Raw genomic sequence first — 19,034 nt, forward strand, 5'->3', positions numbered from 1 at the left:
CGATGGCCAGGTAGGCCGTTGGGAGAAGAAGAATGCCGGACCAGCCGACAAAAACGAAGCGGTCGCGCTTGAGCCAGTCATCGAGGACGTCAAACCATCCCCGCTGTGGCGCGCGTCCTACAGCGATCGTCATGAGAGGTGCTTCATGATCCGTTACATGAAAGAGCCTAAGGGGTGATCATCAAAATGTGGCGGCTCCCCGCACCCATTTCGAGGGGATGAGTAGAAATGCGCATTTTTGGACCGACGGGATTCCGGTCCTTCCGCGAAAATGACGCATCACTTCTTTCCAACGCTGTGTACGTCATCGAACTGGCCCTGCGCATGAGTCCTGTCCCAGTGTCTGTTCAGCGCAAGGAGCATGCAGATGCCGATGCGCTGTATCAGCAGATCTGCCAAGCCCTCGAGAACGGTCAACCGCGGCTGCTGGAGCTCACCTGCGAGAAAGTGGAAGGCAAGAAAGTAACGCTGCTGGTCAGTGAGGTTCTCGCCGTCCAGCTTTATGAGAAAGCTTCGGCAGCGGGTGGCAGCAAGCGTCCCGGCTTTTCCTTTGATTCGTGACACCTCGACCGCCGAACTGAGCGTTGAGGCCGTCAGCCACCGCTGGCCGAACGGCCAACAGACCCTCAATTGTTGCAACCTGGTCAGTCCTGGCCCAGGCCTTTGGATGCTGGTGGGCAGCAACGGAAGCGGCAAAAGTACCCTGTTTCGCCTGATTTCCGGACTTCTGGAACTCCAGAGCGGATGCATCGCCTGCCGCACCAAAACGGCCTTGGTGTTTCAAAACCCAGACCATCAGCTGCTGCTCCCCAGTTGCGGCAGCGATCTGATGCTGGGAATGGACCCTGAAGGGCCCCAGCAGCATCGCCTGAGTACCGTACGCGACCTGCTGAGCCAGCTCGGCCTCGCCAAACTGGAGAAGCGGCCGATTCACAGCCTCAGCGGCGGCCAGAAACAGCGCCTGGCCATTGCCGGAGCCCTGGCGAGTGACACCGGGTTATTGCTGCTCGACGAACCGACCGCCCTGCTGGATCCCAGCAGCCAAACAACGGTGCTGACCACCGTGCAACGGCTTTGCAAAGACCCTGTTAATCCGATCACGGCGCTGTGGATTACCCACAGGCTCGGGGAATTGGCCTTCGCCGATGGCGCCGCCCGCATGCAGGACGGTCGGATTGGGCCATGGACCCGGGGAACAGAACTGCAACGGCGCTTGCAGGGCGGCACATTCGAGGGGTAAGGTCTCTTGGTCTCATTCCTCGGTAGCTCAGCGGTAGAGCGGTCGACTGTTAATCGATTGGTCGCAGGTTCGAATCCCGCCCGGGGAGCTTTGAAGCCACAGCTCATGCTGTGGCTTTTTTATTGACGAAAAAAGAAATTTCGTGACGGGTGATTGCCCGAAGCGAAAGACTTCCTAAACAGCCACCGGCGAAAGACAACTGAAAAAAGCCTCCAGATCGCTGTTCCTGCATGCGATCTGAGACAACCAAGCCCCTGATGGGCTCTTTGTTGAAAATCCGCAGACACTTGAAAAGCTTGAGAGAATCCGTCCAGCGTTAATCCCTATAGACAAGCGCTCGTTGTTTCTCCAGCCGAATTGCCGCCGAACCGATGAAGCCCTGCATCCTGCTAATCGAAGATGACCAGGACATGCGCGACCTGGTCAGCGGCCATTTGGAGCACAGCGGCTTCGATGTGCAACGCGCCGACGATGGCATCAAAGGTCAGGCCCTCGCGCTGCAATACACCCCGGATCTAATCCTGCTGGATCTGATGCTGCCCAAAGTGGACGGCCTCACCTTGTGTCAGCGCCTACGGCGCGACGACCGCACCGCTGGGATTCCGATCCTGATGCTCACGGCTCTCGGCGGCACCAAAGACAAGGTGAGCGGTTTCAATTCCGGAGCCGACGATTATCTGACCAAACCGTTCGACCTGGAGGAGCTTCAGGTGAGGGTCAAAGCCCTGCTGCGTCGCAGTGACCGAGCGCCCGTTGGAACCACCAACCACAACGAAATTCTCAGCTACGGGCCTCTCACCCTGGTGCCCGAGCGCTTTGAAGCCATCTGGTTCGATCAACCCGTGCGACTAACGCACCTGGAGTTCGAACTGCTCCATTGCCTGCTGCAGCGTCACGGTCAGACCGTCGCCCCCTCGTTGATCCTCAAAGAGGTGTGGGGCTACGAGCCCGATGACGACATCGAGACCATTCGCGTGCACGTCAGGCACCTGCGCACCAAGCTGGAACCCGATCCGCGCAAGCCACGCTTCATCAAGACGGTGTATGGAGCGGGCTATTGCCTGGAGCTGCCTACCAGCACCCAGATGGATGGCCTGGAGGACGTGGTGGCCATGGCACGCGAAGAGCGCAAGCAGCAAAGCGATCGAGCCTCGGCCTGATCGCCGTTAGTGCACCTAGGAGACGGATGGCGTGAGGTCGAGCAGCGCCACCTCCCAGGCCAATCGCGGCTGAACGAACGAAAGCAGTTGGCCGCGCAGCGTGTCCAAGCTCTTGAGCCTTGAGGCGGAACTGCCGGAGCGCCAGAGCCGATGCTGCCACCAGCCGATCAACCACAGCTGCTGCTCGCCATCGAGAACTTCGCAGAGATCGCGTGCCAACGCCAGCGCCTCCATTGGAGAGGCGGGAAGCGAATCGAGGCGCTGAACCAACTCCTGGGACAGACCAGCCAGACTGCGGCGATGGTCGATCAGGGCGCCTGGAGACCCGGCAGCCAGGGCCAGAAGTTCGGGGGCATCCTGAGCTGTGGCACCGGTGCGCTCGAACACCTGAGCCATGGCCTCGGGGTTGAGCCGGAGGAAACGGATCAACTGACAACGGGAGCGAATCGTGCTGAGCAGCCGCTCGGGGGCTGACGACAACAGAATCAGCACCCCATGGCCGGGTTCCTCCAGCGTTTTCAGCAAGGCATTGGCCGCCGCTTCCGCCATCGCCTCGGCGGCCTCAATTACGACCATGCCGCGCTTCGCCTCCACCGGCTGCCGTGACAGATACCGTCTAATGTGGCGAATCTGCTCCAACCGCAACTGGGGCGGGGTGCGGCGGCTGAGCCCCGCTTCCTCGGCTTCGGCGCGGGTCAGCAAACGGCCCTGATGCTGATAGGTGGGTTCGACCCAAAGCAGGTCAGGGTGATTGCGCTCCAGCAGGCGTCGGCGTTCCCGCGCCGAGGGCTGACCATCGGCCAGCAGTCCCTCCAGAAAACGCACCGCCGCCAACTGGCGTCCCACTCCTTCAGGACCGGCAAAGAGGTATGCCGGGGCCACGCGTTCCTGGGCCAGGGCTGCCGTAAGCAGATTAACGGCGAGGGACTGGCCGATCAGATCCTCAAACAGCACGCTCAAGCCAGATGCTCCTGAAGCTGACGTTCCAGAGCAGCACGAACAGCACTGGCTGACTGATCTGCAGCGATGGCGCACCAGGAACGCTGCTGGGCCAACTGGGCAAAACCCCGCGCAACCCGCTCCAGGAATGCGGCCCCCTCGGCTTCGATGCGGTCCTTTTTGTCCCCGACACGGCGCCGCAGACTCTCTTGAACAGAAAGGCTCAGCCAGAAGGTGAGATCGGGCTGCAGCCCCGTGGTGGCGATCCGTTCGAGCCGCTGAATCAAGTCCCGATCCAAACCACGGCCATAGCCTTGATAGGCGAGGGTCGATCCCGAGAAACGATCGCTGATCACCCAATCGCCACGCTCCAGAGCAGGACAGATCAACGTTTCAACATGCTGAGCCCGATCGGCGGCATACAGCAGCAGTTCAGCGGTGGGAGCTGGTGCCTCCTGGTCTGCCGTGTGCAGCAGGAGTTCACGAATCGAGCGCCCCAGGGGAGTGCCTCCCGGCTCACGGGTGCAGACCAGGGCAGCGCCCTTCGGCATCAGACCGCTGTTGGGCAACCACTCGACCAGATGCTGGATCTGCGTGGTCTTACCGCAGCCATCGATGCCCTCCAGAACAATGAAGCGAGCTGTCATGGCAAGCGAAGAGCCAGGGCATTGAGCACCACAGTGATCGAGCTCAAGGCCATCAGCAGCGCCGCCAGCGGGGGCGACAGCAGCACCCCATGGCTGGGGAGCAGGGCACCGGCGGCCACCGGGAGAACGATGAGGTTGTAACCGAAAGCCCAGAACAGGTTTTGCCGCACCTTCATCAAGGTGCGGCGCGCCAGACTGAGGGCTTCGGGCAGATTGTCGAGCCGATCGCCGAGCAACACCAGACCAGCGGAGTCTTGAGCGATCTGGGTTCCGGTGCCAATGGCAATCCCAAGATCAGCCGCGGCCAGGGCCGGCGCATCGTTGATGCCGTCGCCCACCATCGCCACCCGCTCCGCCTGCCGCAGCTGCTCGAGGCGTTGCAACTTCTGCTCCGGCAGCATCTGCCAGCCCAGATCTTTAGCGACAAAACCCAGCTGCTGACCAAGGCGCTGCACAGCCGCCTGCCGATCACCACTGAACACCGAAAGCGCCAGACCGTGAGAGCGCAGGCGTTGCAGCGCCGGAGCAACATCCGGGCGTATCTGATCCTGGATCTGCACCAGGCCCACCAGAACATCTCCCACAGCCACAGCCACCACCGAGCCTTCAGCGGCAGAGAGCCAGTCCTGGGCTGCGGGGGCAATGGCAACACCATGCTCCACCAACCAGTCGAGCTTGCCCACACGCACCCGAGCCGATGCACCGTCCAGGTGGCCCTCCAGCCCCTGGCCGGACACGGTGCGAACGTCCTCGCACTCCAGCAGAGCGAGCTCCCGGCCCTGAGCCTCCTGCAGCAGGGCGTAGGCCAAGGGGTGTCGGCTGCTTTGCTCCAGGCTCGCCGCGAGCTGCAACAAGTGATCCGGGTCATCCCCGTACACATCGGTCACCAAGGGACGACCCAAGGTAAGGGTGCCGGTCTTGTCGAAGACCACATGCTCCAAACCGGCGGCGGTTTCGATCACATCACCACCACGGAATAGCCAGCCGCGCCGTGCCGCCAGGCCAGTGGCTACCGTGATCACGGTGGGGGTCGCCAGACCGAGGGCACAGGGGCAGGCGACCACCAGCACCGCAATCGACAGTTGCAGGGCCAGACCGATCGGAGTGCTAGCTCCACTGCCCAAGCCACTGTGATGCATGCCATGGGACATCTCATGGGTCATCGGCATCCCAGGTGCTGAAGCTTGCAGGACCTCAGGCCAGTGCTCGGCACCGAACAACCACCAAAACAAAAACGTGGCGAGGGCCAAGCCGATAACGCCGTAACAGAAGCGGCCAGCCACACGATCGGCCAGGCCTTGGATGGGGGCCCGACGGGCCTGAGCTTGCTCCACCAGACGAATGATCCGGGCCAGGGCAGTTTCAGCACCGACACGGGTAACCTTTAGCACCAGAGTTGACTCCAGATTGAGGCTGCCGGAGGACAGCTCCGTGCCAGGCTCCGCCTGCAGAGGCAAAGGCTCACCGGTGAGGCTGGACACGTCAACGGCCGAGGCCCCCTCAAGCACCATCCCATCCACCGGAATGCGGTCACCGGCCAGCAACTGCACAGTTTCGCCGGGTCGAAGAGCGCCAACGCGCACCTCACGAATCGCCCCATCGGTCAACAGCAGGCGCGCGGTGTTTGGCTGGAGCTCGGCCAATTGATGAAGGGCCTGACCAGTCCGAAAACGGGCCCGTTCCTCCAGGAAACGTCCCAGCAGGACGAACCCCAGCAACATCACCGGTTCATTGAAAAAGCAGGGCCAACCCACCTGGGGCCAGACCAAGGCCACCAGGCTGGCCACATAGGCACTGCTCATCCCCAGGCCCACGAGGGAATCCATGCTGGGAGCCCCGGCTCGAGCCACCGCAACACCACCCATCAGGATCGGACGGCCCGGTCCCAGCAGAGCCACCGTAGCCAGCGTGGCGTGAAAAGGCAGGGTGCCAATCAGGGGAAGCGACAGGTGACCTGCCTCGCTGAGATGCCCCAGCACCGACAGCAACAGCAGCACCAGGGCCACCATCAGCTGTCGCCATTGCGGCCACCAGCCCGGCAGCGCCTGCCCGGCAGCCACCGCTCCGATCGGGGCATCCAGGGAACGCTCCTTGGCCGGGAAGCCCCTGTCTGCAAGGGCTTTCAAGACACCATCCACATCACTCTCACCGGCAGTGAGATCGAGCCAGGCCGAGCGGCTGACCAGATTCACATCAGCGCGCTGGACACCGGGCTGATCCAGCAGGGTGGTTTCCACAGCGCGGACGCAACCGCCGCATTTCATCCCTTCCACATCCAGGACGACGGTCTGAACCGCAGGGCTCACAGGTGTTTACGCAACAGGGATCTTTACGAGCAGGCTAGGTCGGGCTCCGGTCCCGTCAGGATGGGGGCCCGTCCGCCGGAGCGCCGTGCCCCGCAGCAACCGCAACGACAACTTCATTGACAAGAGCTTCACGGTGATGGCGGACCTGATCGTCAAGCTGTTGCCGATCAATGCCCGCTCCAAGGAGGCCTACGTCTACTACCGGGATGGCCTCTCCGCCCAGAACGATGGTGACTACGCCGAAGCGCTGGAGAACTACGAGGAGGCCCTGAAGCTTGAGGAGAACTCCACCGACCGGAGCGAAACCCTTAAGAACATGGCCATCATTTACATGTCCAACGGCGAGGAGGAGCGGGCGATCGAGACCTACCGCAAGGCACTCGAGGAAAACCCGAACCAGCCCTCCTGCCTAAAGAACATGGGGCTGATTTACGAGAAGTGGGGCCGCATCGCCGAGGAAGGCGGTGAGCAGGACGCAGCGGATCGCTGGTTTGACCAGGCCGCTGACGTCTGGACCCAGGCCGTGCGCCTCAATCCCGGCGGTTATCTCGATATCGAGAACTGGCTGAAGTCCACGGGCCGTAGCAACGTCGACGTTTACTTCTGAATCAGTCCTGGTCGGGCTGCACGGCATCACCGAGTGCCAGCACCAGGGCCTCGGTGACGCTGTCGGCCTCCAGAAGAGCGAGATCCAAACCCGAGGCCAGATCGCCCAGGCCACTGCCCCGGGGAACGACGGCCCGCTGGAACCCCAGCCGGGCCGCTTCCTGCAGCCGAAGCTCCAGCTGCCCCACAGGGCGCAACTGCCCCCCCAAACCGAGCTCGCCAATCAACACCGTGCCCGCAGGCAGGGTGAGATCTCTGAAACTGGCCACCACTGCTGTAGCCACTCCCAGATCGGCCGCCGGTTCCTCCACCTCAAGGCCGCCGGCAACGGCCAGATAGCAGTCGAAGCGGGAGAGCGGCAGTCCCATGTGCTTCTCCAGCACCGCGAGGATCTGGTGCAGACGGTTGGTTCCGATCCCTGTGGCCGTGCGGCGCGGACTGGCATAGCTGGTGACGTTCACCAAGGCCTGCAGATCCACCACCAACGAACGCGTGCCTTCACAGGCCACGATCGTGGCGACACCGGAAGCGCGGGCATCGCTGAGGAACAGCTCACTGGGGTTGCCCACCTCGGCCAGACCACCGCTTTGCATCTCAAACAGACCCAACTCATGGGTGGCACCGAAGCGGTTCTTGACGGCCCGTAGCAGGCGATGACTGGCGAAGCGATCCCCCTCGAAGGTGAGCACCGCATCCACAAGGTGTTCCAACACCTTCGGGCCGGCCAACATGCCTTCTTTGGTGACGTGGCCCACCACCAACAACGAGATGTTCTGGCGTTTGGCCAGCCGTTGCAGAGCGGCCGCACATTCACGCACCTGACCGACGGACCCCGGCGCACTGGTGAGGTTGGCGTCATGCAACGCCTGGATGCTGTCGATGATCGCCACAGCGGGGCGCAAGGCCTCCAACTCCTCCAGCACCAGTTCCAGATTGGTTTCGGCCAGCAACTGCAGCTCCGATGCCCCCCCGGCAAGCCGCTGCCAGCGCAGCTTCACCTGCTGCGCTGATTCCTCAGCACTCACATAGAGCACCGAAGCAGCGGCCGCCATCGCTGAGGCGCTTTGCAGCAGCAGTGTGCTCTTGCCGATGCCCGGATCGCCTCCCACCAGCACCAGCGAACCGGGAACCAGACCACCACCCAGAACGCGGTCAAATTCAGCCGACCCGGTCGCCAGCCGCTGCAGCGGCTGATCCTCCAGCGAGGCCATGGCCGTGGACCGTCGCGGGGCAGCGGCCAGCTCCGGATCCGGAGCACTGCGGCGGCGACGACCATCGTCGGCAGGCTGGGATTGCTCCACCAGCGAATTCCAGCTGCCGCACTCCGGGCAACGACCAAAGAACTGTCGGGCACGGGCTCCACAGACCTGACAGATGAAAACAGCGGTGGATTTGGGCACTGCGGACTGTGAAGAAAGTTGCCGTTGAATGAACGAAGCAGGGGGCTGCCCTTTTATTTGTGGCGAGAAGTGACTAACGCCTCGGTGCCCATGACGGCCACGGCTCCCACCAAGGAAACGATCCTCGTGGTCGACGACGAGGCATCGATCCGACGGATCCTGGAAACTCGTTTATCCATGATCGGGTACAATGTCGTGACTGCCTGCGACGGTACGGAAGCTCTGGAATTGTTCCCTACCTGCACGCCCGACCTGGTGGTGCTGGACGTGATGATGCCAAAGCTGGACGGCTATGGGGTCTGCCAAGAGCTGCGCAAGGAATCCGACGTTCCCATCGTGATGCTGACGGCCCTCGGCGACGTGGCCGACCGAATCACCGGGCTTGAGCTCGGCGCCGATGACTATGTAGTGAAGCCCTTCAGCCCGAAGGAGCTGGAAGCCCGCATTCGCTGCGTGCTGCGACGCGTCGAGAAGGAGCAGGTGGCGGGCATTCCCAACTCAGGCGTCATCCAGGTCAGTGACCTGCGCATCGACACCAACAAACGCCAGGTGTTCCGTGGCGATGAACGCATCCGCCTAACGGGGATGGAATTCAGCCTGTTGGAATTGCTGGTAAGCCGTTCCGGCGAACCGTTCAACCGCGGCGAAATCCTCAAAGAGGTGTGGGGTTACACCCCAGAGCGCCACGTGGACACCCGTGTGGTGGATGTTCATATCTCACGTCTGCGCTCCAAATTGGAGGATGATCCTGCCAATCCCGAGTTGATCCTCACAGCTCGGGGCACCGGCTACCTGTTCCAGCGCATCGTCGATTCCGTTGCCTCCGAAGGACCCTGATTCCACCCCGGCCCCTCAGCCGCGGCATAAAGCAAACCGTCCTCGGGCGATCCGTCGCCTGGTGATTTGGTATCGGCGCAACGCCGCCGTCACAACCATCGTCGATGGCGCTGCCAACTCAGCAACGGCAGCAGGTTCGATGGCGGGCAACGTGGCGGAAACCGTTGTCTCCGGAGCCGGCACGGTGGCTAGCAGCGTGCTCCAACCGCTGGTGTTCGATCCCCTGCGCTGGCTGCAGGGGGCCACCGATACCGATGAGATCGACGATGCGGAGCGTCTCTGGGTGGCCGTCGATGGCATGGGCGGGGACCATGCGCCGGGGCCGATCCTGGAGGGATGCCTGGACGCCATTGACCGGCTGCCGCTGAAGATCCGCTTCGTGGGGGAAATTGAACGGGTGATGGCCGCCGCCAACAGCCTCGGCCTGCGCGAAGCCTTGGAGAGTGCGTGTGCAGCAGGACATCTGGATCTAGTGGCCAGTGGCCCCTCCATCGGCATGGATGACGAAGCCACGGCGGTGCGGCGCAAACGGGACGCCAGCATCAATGTGGCCATGGACCTCGTGAAGAAAGGCGAGGCCCTGGCGGTGTACTCCGCCGGCAATTCCGGTGCGGTGATGGCCTCAGCGATTTTTCGACTGGGACGTCTGAAGGGCATCGACCGCCCCGCCATCGGTGCCCTGTTCCCCACCAAGGATCCAGGCAAGCCGGTGTTGGTGCTCGATGTGGGCGCCAACATGGACTGCAAACCCACCTATTTGCACCAGTTCGCCCTGCTGGGGAACATCTACAGCCGGGATGTGCTGCAGGTGAAACGCCCACGCATCGGACTACTGAACATTGGCGAGGAGGAGTGCAAGGGGAACGATCTCTCCTTAAAGACCTACGAATTGCTGCGGGACGAATCCAGACTCCACTTCGCCGGCAACTGCGAAGGCCGGGATGTGCTTTCGGGCGACTTCGATGTGGTGGTCTGCGATGGATTCACCGGCAATGTGCTGCTCAAGTTCCTGGAGTCCGTCGGCAGTGTTCTACTGGGGGTGCTGCGGGCGGAGTTGCCCCGAGGTCGTCGCGGCAAGGTTGGATCAGCGTTTCTGCGCAGCAACCTGAAGCGCATCAAGAAGCGGCTCGACCATGCCGAGCACGGTGGAGCTCTGTTGCTTGGTGTGAACGGCATTTCCGTGATCGGCCACGGCAGCAGCAAGGCCCTCTCAGTGGTCAGTGCCCTGCGCATTGCCCACTCCGCAGCCAGCCATGGGGTGATGGAGGATCTCGCTACGCTGCAACAGGGTTGTGATTGACTGACGCGATGTCAATCAACCTCCGCCTTGGTCGAGCCGCTCAGCACAACCCGGGGGGTGTTGTTCCGAGGGTCTGGCAGCGCGACGCCCAGCCGCTCGATCAGCAACGCTGAGCTTGGCCAGCGGGTTGAGACGAGTGACGAATGGATACGCAGTCGCACCGGCATTGCCGCGCGACGGGTAGTCAACAACGAGGAATCCCTGACAGAACTGAGCGGACTGGCGGCGGAACGGGCCCTGGAGATGGCCGGTTGGTCTGCCGACAGCATTGATCTGATCCTGTTGGCCACCTCCACCCCAGACGACCTGTTCGGTTCAGCGCCACGGCTGCAGGCGCGCCTCAGCGCCACCAATGCCGCGGCCTTTGATCTCACCGCTGCTTGCAGCGGCTTTCTCTTCGCCGTTGTTACCGCCGCCCAGTACCTGCGCAGTGGGGCGATGCGCCGCATCCTCGTGGTGGGGGCCGATCAACTCAGCCGCTGGGTGAACTGGGACGATCGACGCTCCTGCGTTCTCTTCGGTGATGCGGCTGGTGCCGTGGTGCTGGAAGCTTCAGAGAACGGTCAGGATGATATCGGTGGATTCCTGTTGCGCTCCGATGGCAGCCGCGGCGAGGTACTCCAGCTCCCCCAGGTGAGCCAGCGCCAGCCCCTGGTGGGGGACGCCAGCCATCAGTGTGGCGGCTTCGACCCCATTCAGATGAACGGGCAAGAGGTTTACAAATTTGCGGTGCGCGAGGTGCCGGCGATTCTCGAGAAGCTGCTTGCTCAGGGGGGTGTTGCCGCAGATTCCCTGGATTGGCTGCTACTGCATCAGGCCAACCAGCGCATCCTTGATGCCGTGGCGGATCGCTTCTCGGTACCGTCCGAAAAAGTGCTCAGCAACCTGGCCCACTACGGCAACACATCGGCAGCCACCATTCCCCTGATGCTGGATGAAGCCGTGCGCGATGGACGCATCCAACCCGGTCACCGCATCGCCAGTAGTGGATTCGGTGCGGGATTAAGCTGGGGTGCAGCCCTCTTCCGCTGGAGCGGGCCCGCCTAATCTCCGGCACGGTCTGCAGAACACAGCAATGGTGATCGCCTGGGTCTTTCCCGGTCAGGGCTCTCAAAAGGTGGGCATGGCAGAAGCGCTGCTCAGCATCGAAGGCAGCCGCGAGCGTTTCGCCATGGCCTCCGAGCTGCTGGGGCGTGACCTGCTGGCGATCTGCCAGGGGGAAAACGGCGGTGGTGATGGCCCGGATGACCTCAACGACACCCGCAACACCCAGCCCGCCCTGTTCGTGATCGAATCAGTACTGTCCGACAACCTTCAGCAGCAGGGCCGCGAGCCTGCACTGGTGGCCGGCCACAGCCTGGGCGAGCTGGTTGCTCTTTACAGCGCAGGGGTGTTTAGGCTGGAGACCGGTCTGCAGCTGATGAAAACCCGCTCAGAACTGATGGCGAACGCCGGAGGCGGCGCCATGACGGCTGTGATCGGCTTCGATCGCTCTCAGCTGGACGATCTGGTGGCCGCCACGGACGGCGTCAGCATTGCCAACGACAACAGCGATGCTCAGGTGGTGATCTCTGGCTCTCCAGAGGCCGTGGAAAGCGTGAGTGGAGCCCTGAAATGCAAGCGCGCTATCCCTCTGGCCGTCTCCGGAGCCTTCCACTCCCCGTTCATGGCGGAGGCTGCTGAGCGCTTCGCCGCCGAGCTGGACAACGTGCCCTTCCTAGATGCCCGCGTTCCGGTGCTCAGCAACAGCGCCGCCAGTGCTAGCACCAATGCGGACGAGCTCAAACAGCGCCTGAAGCAGCAGATGACCACCGGCGTGCGCTGGCGCGAAACCATGTCGGTCATGACCGACAGCGGCGTGGATACCCTGGTGGAAATCGGCCCAGGCAACGTGCTCAGCGGCTTGGCCAAACGCAGTATGGGAGAGGTCACCACCGCCCAGATCTCCGGGGCTGGAGACCTCGGACAGTGAGTCACTCCAGCCTGGTCCGAACCCCCAAGCCGAGCCTCACCTACCGGCTGGTCAGCAGCCTGCTGGTGTTCCCGGTCTTCCGCTTGCTGTTCCGCGGATCGACCGTCGGCAACACTCGAGTGCCCATGCAAGGGCCCCTCGTAGTGGTGGCCAACCATGGCTCGCACCTAGACCCGCCCTTGCTGGGCCATGCCCTGGGGCGCCCCGTGGCCTTCATGGCCAAGGCGGAACTGTTCCGCATCCCGCTACTGGGACGCGTGATCCGGGCCTGTGGTGCTTACCCCGTGCGGCGGGGTGCCAGCGATCGCGATGCGATCCGCACCGCAACGGCTCGACTCGAAGAAGGCTGGGCCACTGGGGTGTTTCTGGACGGCACCCGACAGAGCGACGGCCGGATCAACAACCCACTCCCCGGAGCGGCCCTGCTGGCGACTCGCACGGGAGCACCGCTGCTGCCGGTGGCCATCTGCAACAGCCACCGCGCCTTGGGCAGCGGGCGCAGCTGGCCGCGCCTGGTGCCGATTCAGCTGCGCATCGGCGACCCCATCCCAGCCCCGGCAAGTCGCCGCAGGCCTGATCTGGATGCCACCACCGCCCTGCTGCAGAAACGCATCAACGCCCTGCTGGATCAGGGTCCGCAGCATCCCTGAGGTCGCGACCGGTCATCACCCACGCCACCGCGCGAAGCCAATCACTCCATTGCTTGAAGCGCCCCTCCTGGGTGCAGTCCTCGCGGCAGGCCACAGGAACGCCGGTGAGCTGAATTCCGCGGCTGCCTGCCACAACCTGGCCCACCGCCATGGAGCGGGGCAGGTGGTCTTCGCTAGTCACCAGCAGCACGTGGCGGACGCCATCCGCCTGCAGCTCATCCACCACAGAGGTGAAGTTGCTGAGGGTGTCATGGGCCCGGTAGTCCAGGGTGACGCGGTCGGGCTTGAAGCGCTCCTCACTGAGCATCCATTCGGCGTACTCACGGTTGCTGCCGCCACTCACCAGCAGGGGTAGATCGAGCTGAAGCGCCAACCGGGCACCCATTCGTTCCCGGTCCACATCCCCCCCGAGCACCAGCACCAGCTGCGGCGGGCTGCGATCCAACAGAGCCCGCCGATAGGGCGACAGCGGGCCGGGCCCCAACAGCCAGGCCATCAGGCCAGCTCCCAGCAGCAGCCCTGTACGTACGCACGCCATCAGACCTGTCCAACAGGTGAGGTGGGGTAGATCGGCAACACCTCAGCCCAGGGCATCGCTGCCCCGGCAGCATGGCTGCGCTGCAACAGCTGCAGCAACCGCGCGACATCCGCTTCCACATCAAGCTGCGCCTCAACAGCGGGCTGGGGAGATGCCCCCTGCGGCAGCAGGGTCGGCAGGCTGAGTTCGTGAACCTGCCCAGACGTGATCCGGTACTGACCACCCACCACCCCCCGCCGGGGCAACTCCTGGGTGATCCAGAACGGTTTCCCCTGCATGGGTTGGGGCAGTTGCCGCTCCAAGCGTGGGGCCATCAAGGCATAACTGCTCACCCCCAGCAGGGGGCAATCCAGCTGTTGCACCAGGGTGCGGGCCATCACCACCGTGAGGCGGGTGCCGGTGAAGCCGCCGGGTCCCGTCGCTACGGCAAGGCCCTGCAACTGAGGCCAACGCTCAGGCGGCAGGAGCGCCTGAACCCGCGAAATCAAGCTGTTGGACAGACCCCGGCCATCCGGATGGACCTGCACCAGGGTCTCTGCCCCGGGCTTCTGGGGATCCAGCAGCGCCATGCCAAAGCAGTCGGAACAGCTGTGCAGAGCGAGCAGCAGCGGCAGAGCCGTCATCGGGGCAGCTCCTGTCCAGGACGGCAACGCTGCCACCGTCCTGGATCTGCCTTAAAGCTGGAGCAGGAACGCACATCCCACTCAATCCCGGCCTGGCCATCGAGGAGATCCATAACCGACACGTGTATGCGGGGCGCGTCTGGCTCAAAATCCGGAGTCTGGGCCAGATGCGGAACACCATGCTGACGCTCAACTGCGTGATAAGCCTGACAACGGTCGACCCAGCTGCAATCCACGCAGATGCACATGCCTCCCGAGGCCGTTCACTCCCCCATTCTGATGGCCCAAGGCTCCAATGACACATTGCTTGACCAACTGCGAGAGCGACTGGCGCCAGCCCAGTGGCCTCTCCCCCTGGCACGGCTTCCCGAGGGCACGGCGCTGGTGGGCGGCGCTGTGCGGGATGGCTTGCTGGACCGTCTCCAGGAGCAACCGGATCTTGACCTTGTTGTCCCGTCGGATGCCATCGCTCTGACCAAGGCCCTGGCCCAAGAGCTCAAGGGGACCTGTGTGGTGCTCGATGCGGAACGGAGCATTGCTCGGCTGGTGCTTGGGGGCTGGACAGTCGACATCGCCCGACAGGACGGTGACCGCATCGAAGACGACCTCTGGCGACGCGACTACAGGCTCAATGCCATCGCCGTGTCGCTCCAGCCCTGGGGAGAGCTGTGGGACCCCACAGGCGGACGGAGCGATCTCCAGCAGGGGTGCCTGACCGCCGTCTCGGAAGCCAATCTCACCGATGACCCCCTGCGGCTGCTGCGGGGATTGCGGCTGATGGCGGAAATCCCACTCACCATCTCCAGCCAAACCCTGGGCTGGATTGAACGCCACGCCACACGGTTGCCGGAAGCGGCACCGGAGCGAATCTTGGCGGAACTGCAGCGCCTACTGAGGGGCGACCATGCCGACGCGGCAATTGCAGCCCTCAAGCGTGTGGCCTTGCTGCGCCCCTGGGCGGGTGGGGGGCAACCTCCTCCGCCCAGCAACATCGAAGGCCTGAGCAGCGAGGAAGCCACAGCGGCAGTGCCCTTGGCGCGGCTGACGGCCCTGGTGAGCGATGAGGGTCTAAGCCAACTCCGAGCCAGTCGCGCTCTGCGCCAGCGCTGCAAACGGCTGCGGGGCTGGCAGCAACGCACCGGTCAGGTACCGGAGTCGCTACCCGAGAGCGATCGACTGCAATTGCACGAGGAGCTGGAGGGGGATCTCCCCGCCCTGGCCCTGCAACTGCCCATGCCCGAGAAAGGGATCTGGCTGCGTCGATGGCGCGACGCCGAGGACCCTCTGTTCCACCCCAGAACTCCGGTCGATGGCAACGGCCTGCTCACGGCCCTAGAGATCGAACCCGGCCCCCGTCTAGGACGCCTGCTGCATCATCTGAAGCTTGAACATGCCTTTGGCCGCATTCAGACCCCAAGCGAGGCCCTGAAGGAGTCCAAACATTTTTTAGCCCGTGAAAGCGAGGCTCTATAATTAACTTTGCTGGTGTCAATGATGACGGTCAGACACCGACAAATCGCATTTCCTTTCCTTCATGAGTATCCGCCTGTACATCGGCAACCTGCCGCAGACCTTTGAAGAACAGGAGCTGGTTGCTCTGATCAAGTTGGTAGGAGAAGGGATCCGGTTCAAGTCGGTTCTCGACCGCGAAACCGGTGCATGCCGCGGTTTCGGCTTCGCCAACGTGGACGATCCGAAGCTGGCCGATGCCGTGATCGAAGCGCTGAACGGCAAGGAGTTCGGTGGCAGCGCCCTGAGGGTCGAGCGCTCTGAGCGACGCGACAACAATGCCGGTGGCAACCGTCGCGGCGCCCCCAATGCAGCCGGGCAGCCTCAAGTGGCCCGCAAGGCCGTGAACAAGGTGATCCACAGCGATGCGAAGAGCGAGGGAGCTCCCGACCCCCGCTGGGCAGGCGAACTGTCCAAGCTCAAGGATTTCCTTGCCAACCAGAAGACAGCGGTTTGATCTGCCGCTGATCTGATTGAAGGAAACAGCAGATCAACCCCTGCCGGTCATACCGGCAGGGGTTTTTAACGCGACTGAGCCAACACGAACGAACGGGGCAGGTCAAGCAGCTTGTTGACCTTGGCCACGTAGGCACGGTGATTGAACACGTCGTAATCGACCCGTTCAATTTCATCCAGGATGCCCCGGTACAGCCGCAACGACGTCCATACCGGCCAGCGCGCATCAGCGGACAGCCAACGGACTCCAGCTTCGGAGCGAGCGAACCAATCGCGAGCCCGCTCCAGCTGGAATCGCATCAACGCACGCCAGGCGCTGTTGAGGGTTCCAGCCATCAGCTCGTCCTCTGAATAGCCGAAACGCTCGAGATCTTCCTGCGGCAAATAAATACGACCACGACCCCGGTCTTCCCCCACATCCCGGAGGATGTTGGTGAGTTGGTTGGCGATCCCCAGGGCGACGGCGGCATCGGAAGTGTCGGGACAGTCGCTCCAGGGGGCTGAGGTGTAGGCCTGATCGACACCCATCACTCCCTGGGTCATCAGACCAACGGTGCCTGCCACGCGATAGCAGTAGAGCTTGAGGTCTTCAAAGCGGGGGTAGCGGGTCCAGGTGAGGTCCATCCGCTGGCCCTCAATCATGTCGAGATAAGGCTGAATGCCCTGGGGGAAGCGCTCCAGAGTATCCACCATCACCGCATCCAGGTCGTCCTCCACCCGGCCATCAAACAGAGCACGGGTCTTCTCCTCCCAGCGGTCGAGCCGCTCTGCAAGCTCTTCCACCGGACGAGCCTGAGCCTCCGGGCTGTCCATCAACTCGTCGGTGCGTCGGCACCACACATAGATCGCCCAAATGGCACACCGCTTCTCCGGAGGGAGAAGCAAGGTGCCGATATAGAACGTCTTGGCCCACTCGGCGGTCTCCCGACGGCAGGCCTCAAAGGCTGCGTCGAGATCCGGGGAGGCGAGGGGCATGGCTTAGGCCGTCACAGGCTCACTGGAAGAGATTGATGATGCCAGCTGACCTGTCTTGCGGTCCACTGCACCGGCACAGAGCTTGCCACTGAGAACAGCACCCTCCATCGAGGCGAGATAGCGCTGCATCGTGTAGTCGCCCGCGAGGAAGAAGTTCTTGATCGGGGTGGTTTGATCCGGGCGCAGCTCCTGACAACCGGGGGTCGTCTTGTAGACGGACAACGGCGTCTTCACGACCTTGTATTTGCGCAGGGTGGCGGGGTTGTCGCCACTGAAGTGCATCGGGAACAGCTTCTTGAGCTCACCCATGGTGGCCCCGATGATCTCCTCATCGGGACGGCCGATCCAGTCTTTGGCAGGAGCAAAGACCAGCTCAAGCATTGACGTGTCGGGGTCTTCGTACTCCCTACAGGTGATGCTCATGTCTGCATAAACGCTGAGCAGGGGGGAGCGGCTGAACAACAGATGGTCGATGTCGGTGAGCTTGCGATCAAACCAGAGGTGTAGGTTGATCACAGGGACACCCCGGAGCCCATCCAACTTCTGGAACACCTCCATCTGCTTCCAAGGCTTAGGCAGCAGCAGCTTGAAGGGATCCACCGGCAAGGCACTGACGTAGGCATCAGCGGTGAGATCGAAGCTCTCCTTACCCTTCACACCACCGATGTGGAAGGCCACCACCGAACCATCAGCATTGAGCTTGATCTCACGCAGGGGACTGTCGAGGTGCACTTCACCACCAAGTGATTCGATGTGTTCGACCACCGGCTGGCAGAGGCGCTCCGGCGGTGCACCATCCAGGAACGCCATCTGGGAGCCGTTTTTCTCCTGCAGGAAGCGGTTCAAGGCCGTCAGCACCACGGTGGCGGAGATTTCATCGGGATCGATGAAATTCAGCGCCTTGCTCATGGCGATGAACACCTCATCGTTCACCCGCTTTGGGATGTTATGGATCCGCAGCCACTCCGTCCAGGAGTACTTGTCGCACTCTTCGACGTAGCCCTGGCCCCGGAGCATGGCGGGGACCAGTCCCAGGCCGAAGCTGATCTTCTCCGGCCAGGTGAGCATGTCGTTATTCCCCAGAATTGCCGCCACACCATTTACCGGTGCCGGTAGATCGGGGAAATCAAAGCGGCTGTAGGTGCCAGGCTCCTCAGGCTGGTTGAAGATCATCGAATGGCTCTTCCACTGCAGCCGGTCTTCGATGTTCAGCTCTTTGAACAGCTGCAGCATGTTCGGGTAGGCCCCGAAAAAGATGTGCAGGCCGGTTTCGTACCAGTCGCCGTCCTCGTCTTTCCAGGCCGCCACCTTGCCGCCAAGAACATCCCTGGCTTCCACAACGATGGGGGTATGGCCAGCATCCGCCAGGTATTTGGCACAGGAGAGTCCAGCAAGACCAGCTCCGGCAATAGCGACGCGCATGCGGCCGTCTCGAAAGTGAAAGCAACCTTAAAAGGGCTTGACCCCCGTTCGCTTCTTAAAGTCGTGTCAGCTTTCCAGTGGGCGCGTCTTGGCTGACACCCTTCTCAAGTGCACCACCCGCCACGTACGCCTGTTCACAGCAGCGCTTCAAGAGGAGGATCTGGTTCCTTCGGATGACCAACTGACTTTGGATCTGGATCCCGACAACGAATTTCTGTGGGATGCCGCCAGCCTCGCCAAGGTGCAGGGACGCTTCAAGGAACTGGTGGATGCCGCAGCCGGCGGCGAACTGAGTGACTACACCCTGCGCCGCATTGGTACAGACCTGGAGGGATTCATCCGGCAACTGCTCCAGGCCGGAGAACTCAGCTACAACCCGGATGGCCGCGTGCAGAACTTCTCCATGGGCCTGCCCCGCACCCCTGAACTGTTGTGACCGGCTCGCGCTACGACC

The 19,034-nt window shown here is 62.8% G+C and carries 21 protein-coding genes, 1 tRNA gene and 1 pseudogene; 13 read left to right on the forward strand and 10 right to left on the reverse strand.

Annotated features, from left to right (window positions below; translation table 11 throughout):
- Positions 1-133 (reverse strand): annotated as a pseudogene (locus ACGVJ8_RS02070) (photosystem II D2 protein (photosystem q(a) protein)); the annotation flags it as partial.
- Positions 134-297: 164 nt separating this feature from the next.
- Between ACGVJ8_RS02070 and ACGVJ8_RS02075 the strand changes: the two are divergent.
- The 4 genes from ACGVJ8_RS02075 (at position 298) to ACGVJ8_RS02090 (ending at position 2,400) form a co-directional block, all read left to right on the forward strand.
- A complete protein-coding gene (locus ACGVJ8_RS02075) occupies positions 298-561 on the forward strand; it encodes a hypothetical protein (RefSeq protein WP_392345278.1) in 264 nt (87 codons plus the stop codon).
- Positions 503-1,240 carry an ABC transporter ATP-binding protein gene (locus tag ACGVJ8_RS02080; RefSeq protein WP_392345261.1) on the forward strand — a complete coding sequence of 246 codons (738 nt, stop codon included), beginning with the start codon at positions 503-505 and terminating at the stop codon, positions 1,238-1,240. Before ACGVJ8_RS02075 ends, ACGVJ8_RS02080 begins: the two co-directional genes overlap by 59 nt.
- 16 nt (positions 1,241-1,256) lie before the next feature.
- Positions 1,257-1,328 (forward strand) — tRNA-Asn (locus ACGVJ8_RS02085).
- A gap of 283 nt (positions 1,329-1,611) precedes the next feature.
- Positions 1,612-2,400, forward strand: a complete 789-nt coding sequence (locus ACGVJ8_RS02090; protein WP_392345262.1) for a response regulator transcription factor — start codon at positions 1,612-1,614, stop codon at positions 2,398-2,400.
- Positions 2,401-2,415: 15 nt separating this feature from the next.
- On the opposite strand, the gene ACGVJ8_RS02095 is transcribed toward ACGVJ8_RS02090, so the two are convergent.
- The 3 genes from ACGVJ8_RS02095 to ACGVJ8_RS02105 are packed head-to-tail and all read right to left on the reverse strand — an operon-like array spanning position 2,416 to position 6,292.
- On the reverse strand, positions 2,416-3,360 hold the full coding sequence (locus ACGVJ8_RS02095; protein ID WP_392345263.1) for a DNA polymerase III subunit delta': 945 nt from the start codon (positions 3,358-3,360) through the stop codon (positions 2,416-2,418).
- Entirely contained in the window at positions 3,357-3,986 is a 630-nt protein-coding gene (gene tmk, locus ACGVJ8_RS02100; RefSeq protein ID WP_392345264.1) for a dTMP kinase, read from the reverse strand. Before tmk ends, ACGVJ8_RS02095 begins: the two co-directional genes overlap by 4 nt.
- Entirely contained in the window at positions 3,983-6,292 is a 2,310-nt protein-coding gene (locus ACGVJ8_RS02105; protein ID WP_392345265.1) for a heavy metal translocating P-type ATPase, read from the reverse strand. Before ACGVJ8_RS02105 ends, tmk begins: the two co-directional genes overlap by 4 nt.
- Positions 6,293-6,377: 85 nt before the next feature.
- Between ACGVJ8_RS02105 and ACGVJ8_RS02110 the strand changes: the two genes are divergently transcribed.
- The gene (locus tag ACGVJ8_RS02110) at positions 6,378-6,899 is read left to right on the forward strand and encodes a photosystem I assembly protein Ycf3 (RefSeq protein ID WP_006849793.1); all 522 of its coding nucleotides are present in this window, start codon (positions 6,378-6,380) and stop codon (positions 6,897-6,899) included.
- Position 6,900: 1 nt separating this feature from the next.
- Here the strand turns inward: ACGVJ8_RS02110 and radA are convergent, their stop codons facing one another.
- On the reverse strand, positions 6,901-8,298 hold the full coding sequence (radA, locus tag ACGVJ8_RS02115) for a DNA repair protein RadA (protein ID WP_392345266.1): 1,398 nt from the start codon (positions 8,296-8,298) through the stop codon (positions 6,901-6,903).
- Between the two features lie 90 nt (positions 8,299-8,388).
- On the opposite strand from radA, the gene rpaB reads away from it, so the two are divergent.
- From rpaB to ACGVJ8_RS02140, 5 genes are read left to right on the forward strand one after another with little or no spacing between them, the layout of a single operon-like run.
- Positions 8,389-9,135: a response regulator transcription factor RpaB gene (gene rpaB, locus ACGVJ8_RS02120; RefSeq protein ID WP_025362545.1), complete on the forward strand. Its 747-nt coding sequence runs from the start codon at positions 8,389-8,391 to the stop codon at positions 9,133-9,135.
- On the forward strand, positions 9,116-10,435 hold the full coding sequence (gene plsX / locus ACGVJ8_RS02125; protein ID WP_392345267.1) for a phosphate acyltransferase PlsX: 1,320 nt from the start codon (positions 9,116-9,118) through the stop codon (positions 10,433-10,435). The genes rpaB and plsX overlap by 20 nt, the downstream gene beginning before the upstream one ends.
- Before the next feature lie 27 nt (positions 10,436-10,462).
- Positions 10,463-11,482, forward strand: coding sequence for a beta-ketoacyl-ACP synthase III (locus ACGVJ8_RS02130; protein WP_392345268.1), 1,020 nt, complete (start codon positions 10,463-10,465; stop codon positions 11,480-11,482).
- A gap of 28 nt (positions 11,483-11,510) precedes the next feature.
- Positions 11,511-12,407, forward strand: coding sequence for an ACP S-malonyltransferase (fabD, locus tag ACGVJ8_RS02135; protein ID WP_392345269.1), 897 nt, complete (start codon positions 11,511-11,513; stop codon positions 12,405-12,407).
- A complete protein-coding gene (locus ACGVJ8_RS02140; protein WP_392345270.1) occupies positions 12,404-13,057 on the forward strand; it encodes a lysophospholipid acyltransferase family protein in 654 nt (217 codons plus the stop codon). The genes fabD and ACGVJ8_RS02140 overlap by 4 nt, the downstream gene beginning before the upstream one ends.
- Here ACGVJ8_RS02140 and ACGVJ8_RS02145 read toward each other — a convergent pair.
- From ACGVJ8_RS02145 to ACGVJ8_RS02155, 3 genes are read right to left on the reverse strand one after another with little or no spacing between them, the layout of a single operon-like run.
- Positions 13,020-13,595, reverse strand: coding sequence for a YdcF family protein (locus ACGVJ8_RS02145; RefSeq protein WP_392345271.1), 576 nt, complete (start codon positions 13,593-13,595; stop codon positions 13,020-13,022). The two genes, ACGVJ8_RS02140 and ACGVJ8_RS02145, sit on opposite strands and share 38 nt — an antisense overlap.
- Entirely contained in the window at positions 13,595-14,218 is a 624-nt protein-coding gene (gene tsaB, locus ACGVJ8_RS02150; RefSeq protein WP_392345272.1) for a tRNA (adenosine(37)-N6)-threonylcarbamoyltransferase complex dimerization subunit type 1 TsaB, read from the reverse strand. The genes ACGVJ8_RS02145 and tsaB overlap by 1 nt, the downstream gene beginning before the upstream one ends.
- Positions 14,215-14,466, reverse strand: coding sequence for a Ycf34 family protein (locus ACGVJ8_RS02155; RefSeq protein ID WP_392345273.1), 252 nt, complete (start codon positions 14,464-14,466; stop codon positions 14,215-14,217). Before ACGVJ8_RS02155 ends, tsaB begins: the two co-directional genes overlap by 4 nt.
- A 31-nt stretch (positions 14,467-14,497) precedes the next feature.
- Here ACGVJ8_RS02155 and ACGVJ8_RS02160 point away from each other — a divergent pair, with 31 nt between their 5' ends.
- Positions 14,498-15,691, forward strand: a complete 1,194-nt coding sequence (locus tag ACGVJ8_RS02160) for a CCA tRNA nucleotidyltransferase (protein WP_392345274.1) — start codon at positions 14,498-14,500, stop codon at positions 15,689-15,691.
- Positions 15,692-15,752: 61 nt separating this feature from the next.
- Entirely contained in the window at positions 15,753-16,184 is a 432-nt protein-coding gene (locus ACGVJ8_RS02165; RefSeq protein ID WP_392345275.1) for an RNA recognition motif domain-containing protein, read from the forward strand.
- A 65-nt stretch (positions 16,185-16,249) separates the two neighbouring features.
- Here ACGVJ8_RS02165 and ACGVJ8_RS02170 read toward each other — a convergent pair whose 3' ends face one another.
- Both ACGVJ8_RS02170 and pds read right to left on the reverse strand, forming a co-directional pair.
- Positions 16,250-17,158, reverse strand: coding sequence for a phytoene synthase (locus tag ACGVJ8_RS02170; protein ID WP_392345276.1), 909 nt, complete (start codon positions 17,156-17,158; stop codon positions 16,250-16,252).
- A gap of 3 nt (positions 17,159-17,161) precedes the next feature.
- Positions 17,162-18,580 carry a 15-cis-phytoene desaturase gene (pds, locus tag ACGVJ8_RS02175; RefSeq protein WP_392345277.1) on the reverse strand — a complete coding sequence of 473 codons (1,419 nt, stop codon included), beginning with the start codon at positions 18,578-18,580 and terminating at the stop codon, positions 17,162-17,164.
- An 88-nt stretch (positions 18,581-18,668) separates the two neighbouring features.
- On the opposite strand from pds, the gene ACGVJ8_RS02180 reads away from it, so the two are divergent.
- Positions 18,669-19,016: an NAD(P)H-quinone oxidoreductase subunit M gene (locus ACGVJ8_RS02180; protein WP_025362552.1), complete on the forward strand. Its 348-nt coding sequence runs from the start codon at positions 18,669-18,671 to the stop codon at positions 19,014-19,016.
- Positions 19,017-19,034 lie beyond the last annotated feature (18 nt).

This window comes from Parasynechococcus sp., assembly GCF_042954245.1.
Taxonomy (GTDB): Bacteria; Cyanobacteriota; Cyanobacteriia; order PCC-6307; family Cyanobiaceae; genus Parasynechococcus.

Bases quoted from the DNA above. Each gene is read 5' to 3' on its own strand.
- ACGVJ8_RS02145 (WP_392345271.1), bottom strand. From the start codon at position 13,595: ATGGCGTGCGTACGTACAGGGCTGCTGCTGGGAGCTGGCCTGATGGCC.
- ACGVJ8_RS02080 (WP_392345261.1), top strand. From the start codon at position 503: ATGAGAAAGCTTCGGCAGCGGGTGGCAGCAAGCGTCCCGGCTTTTCCT.
- tmk (WP_392345264.1), bottom strand. From the start codon at position 3,986: ATGACAGCTCGCTTCATTGTTCTGGAGGGCATCGATGGCTGCGGTAAG.
- ACGVJ8_RS02160 (WP_392345274.1), top strand. From the start codon at position 14,498: ATGGCCCAAGGCTCCAATGACACATTGCTTGACCAACTGCGAGAGCGA.
- ACGVJ8_RS02090 (WP_392345262.1), top strand. From the start codon at position 1,612: ATGAAGCCCTGCATCCTGCTAATCGAAGATGACCAGGACATGCGCGAC.
- rpaB (WP_025362545.1), top strand. From the start codon at position 8,389: ATGACGGCCACGGCTCCCACCAAGGAAACGATCCTCGTGGTCGACGAC.
- tsaB (WP_392345272.1), bottom strand. From the start codon at position 14,218: ATGACGGCTCTGCCGCTGCTGCTCGCTCTGCACAGCTGTTCCGACTGC.
- fabD (WP_392345269.1), top strand. From the start codon at position 11,511: ATGGTGATCGCCTGGGTCTTTCCCGGTCAGGGCTCTCAAAAGGTGGGC.
- ACGVJ8_RS02155 (WP_392345273.1), bottom strand. From the start codon at position 14,466: ATGTGCATCTGCGTGGATTGCAGCTGGGTCGACCGTTGTCAGGCTTAT.
- ACGVJ8_RS02165 (WP_392345275.1), top strand. From the start codon at position 15,753: ATGAGTATCCGCCTGTACATCGGCAACCTGCCGCAGACCTTTGAAGAA.
- ACGVJ8_RS02170 (WP_392345276.1), bottom strand. From the start codon at position 17,158: ATGCCCCTCGCCTCCCCGGATCTCGACGCAGCCTTTGAGGCCTGCCGT.
- pds (WP_392345277.1), bottom strand. From the start codon at position 18,580: ATGCGCGTCGCTATTGCCGGAGCTGGTCTTGCTGGACTCTCCTGTGCC.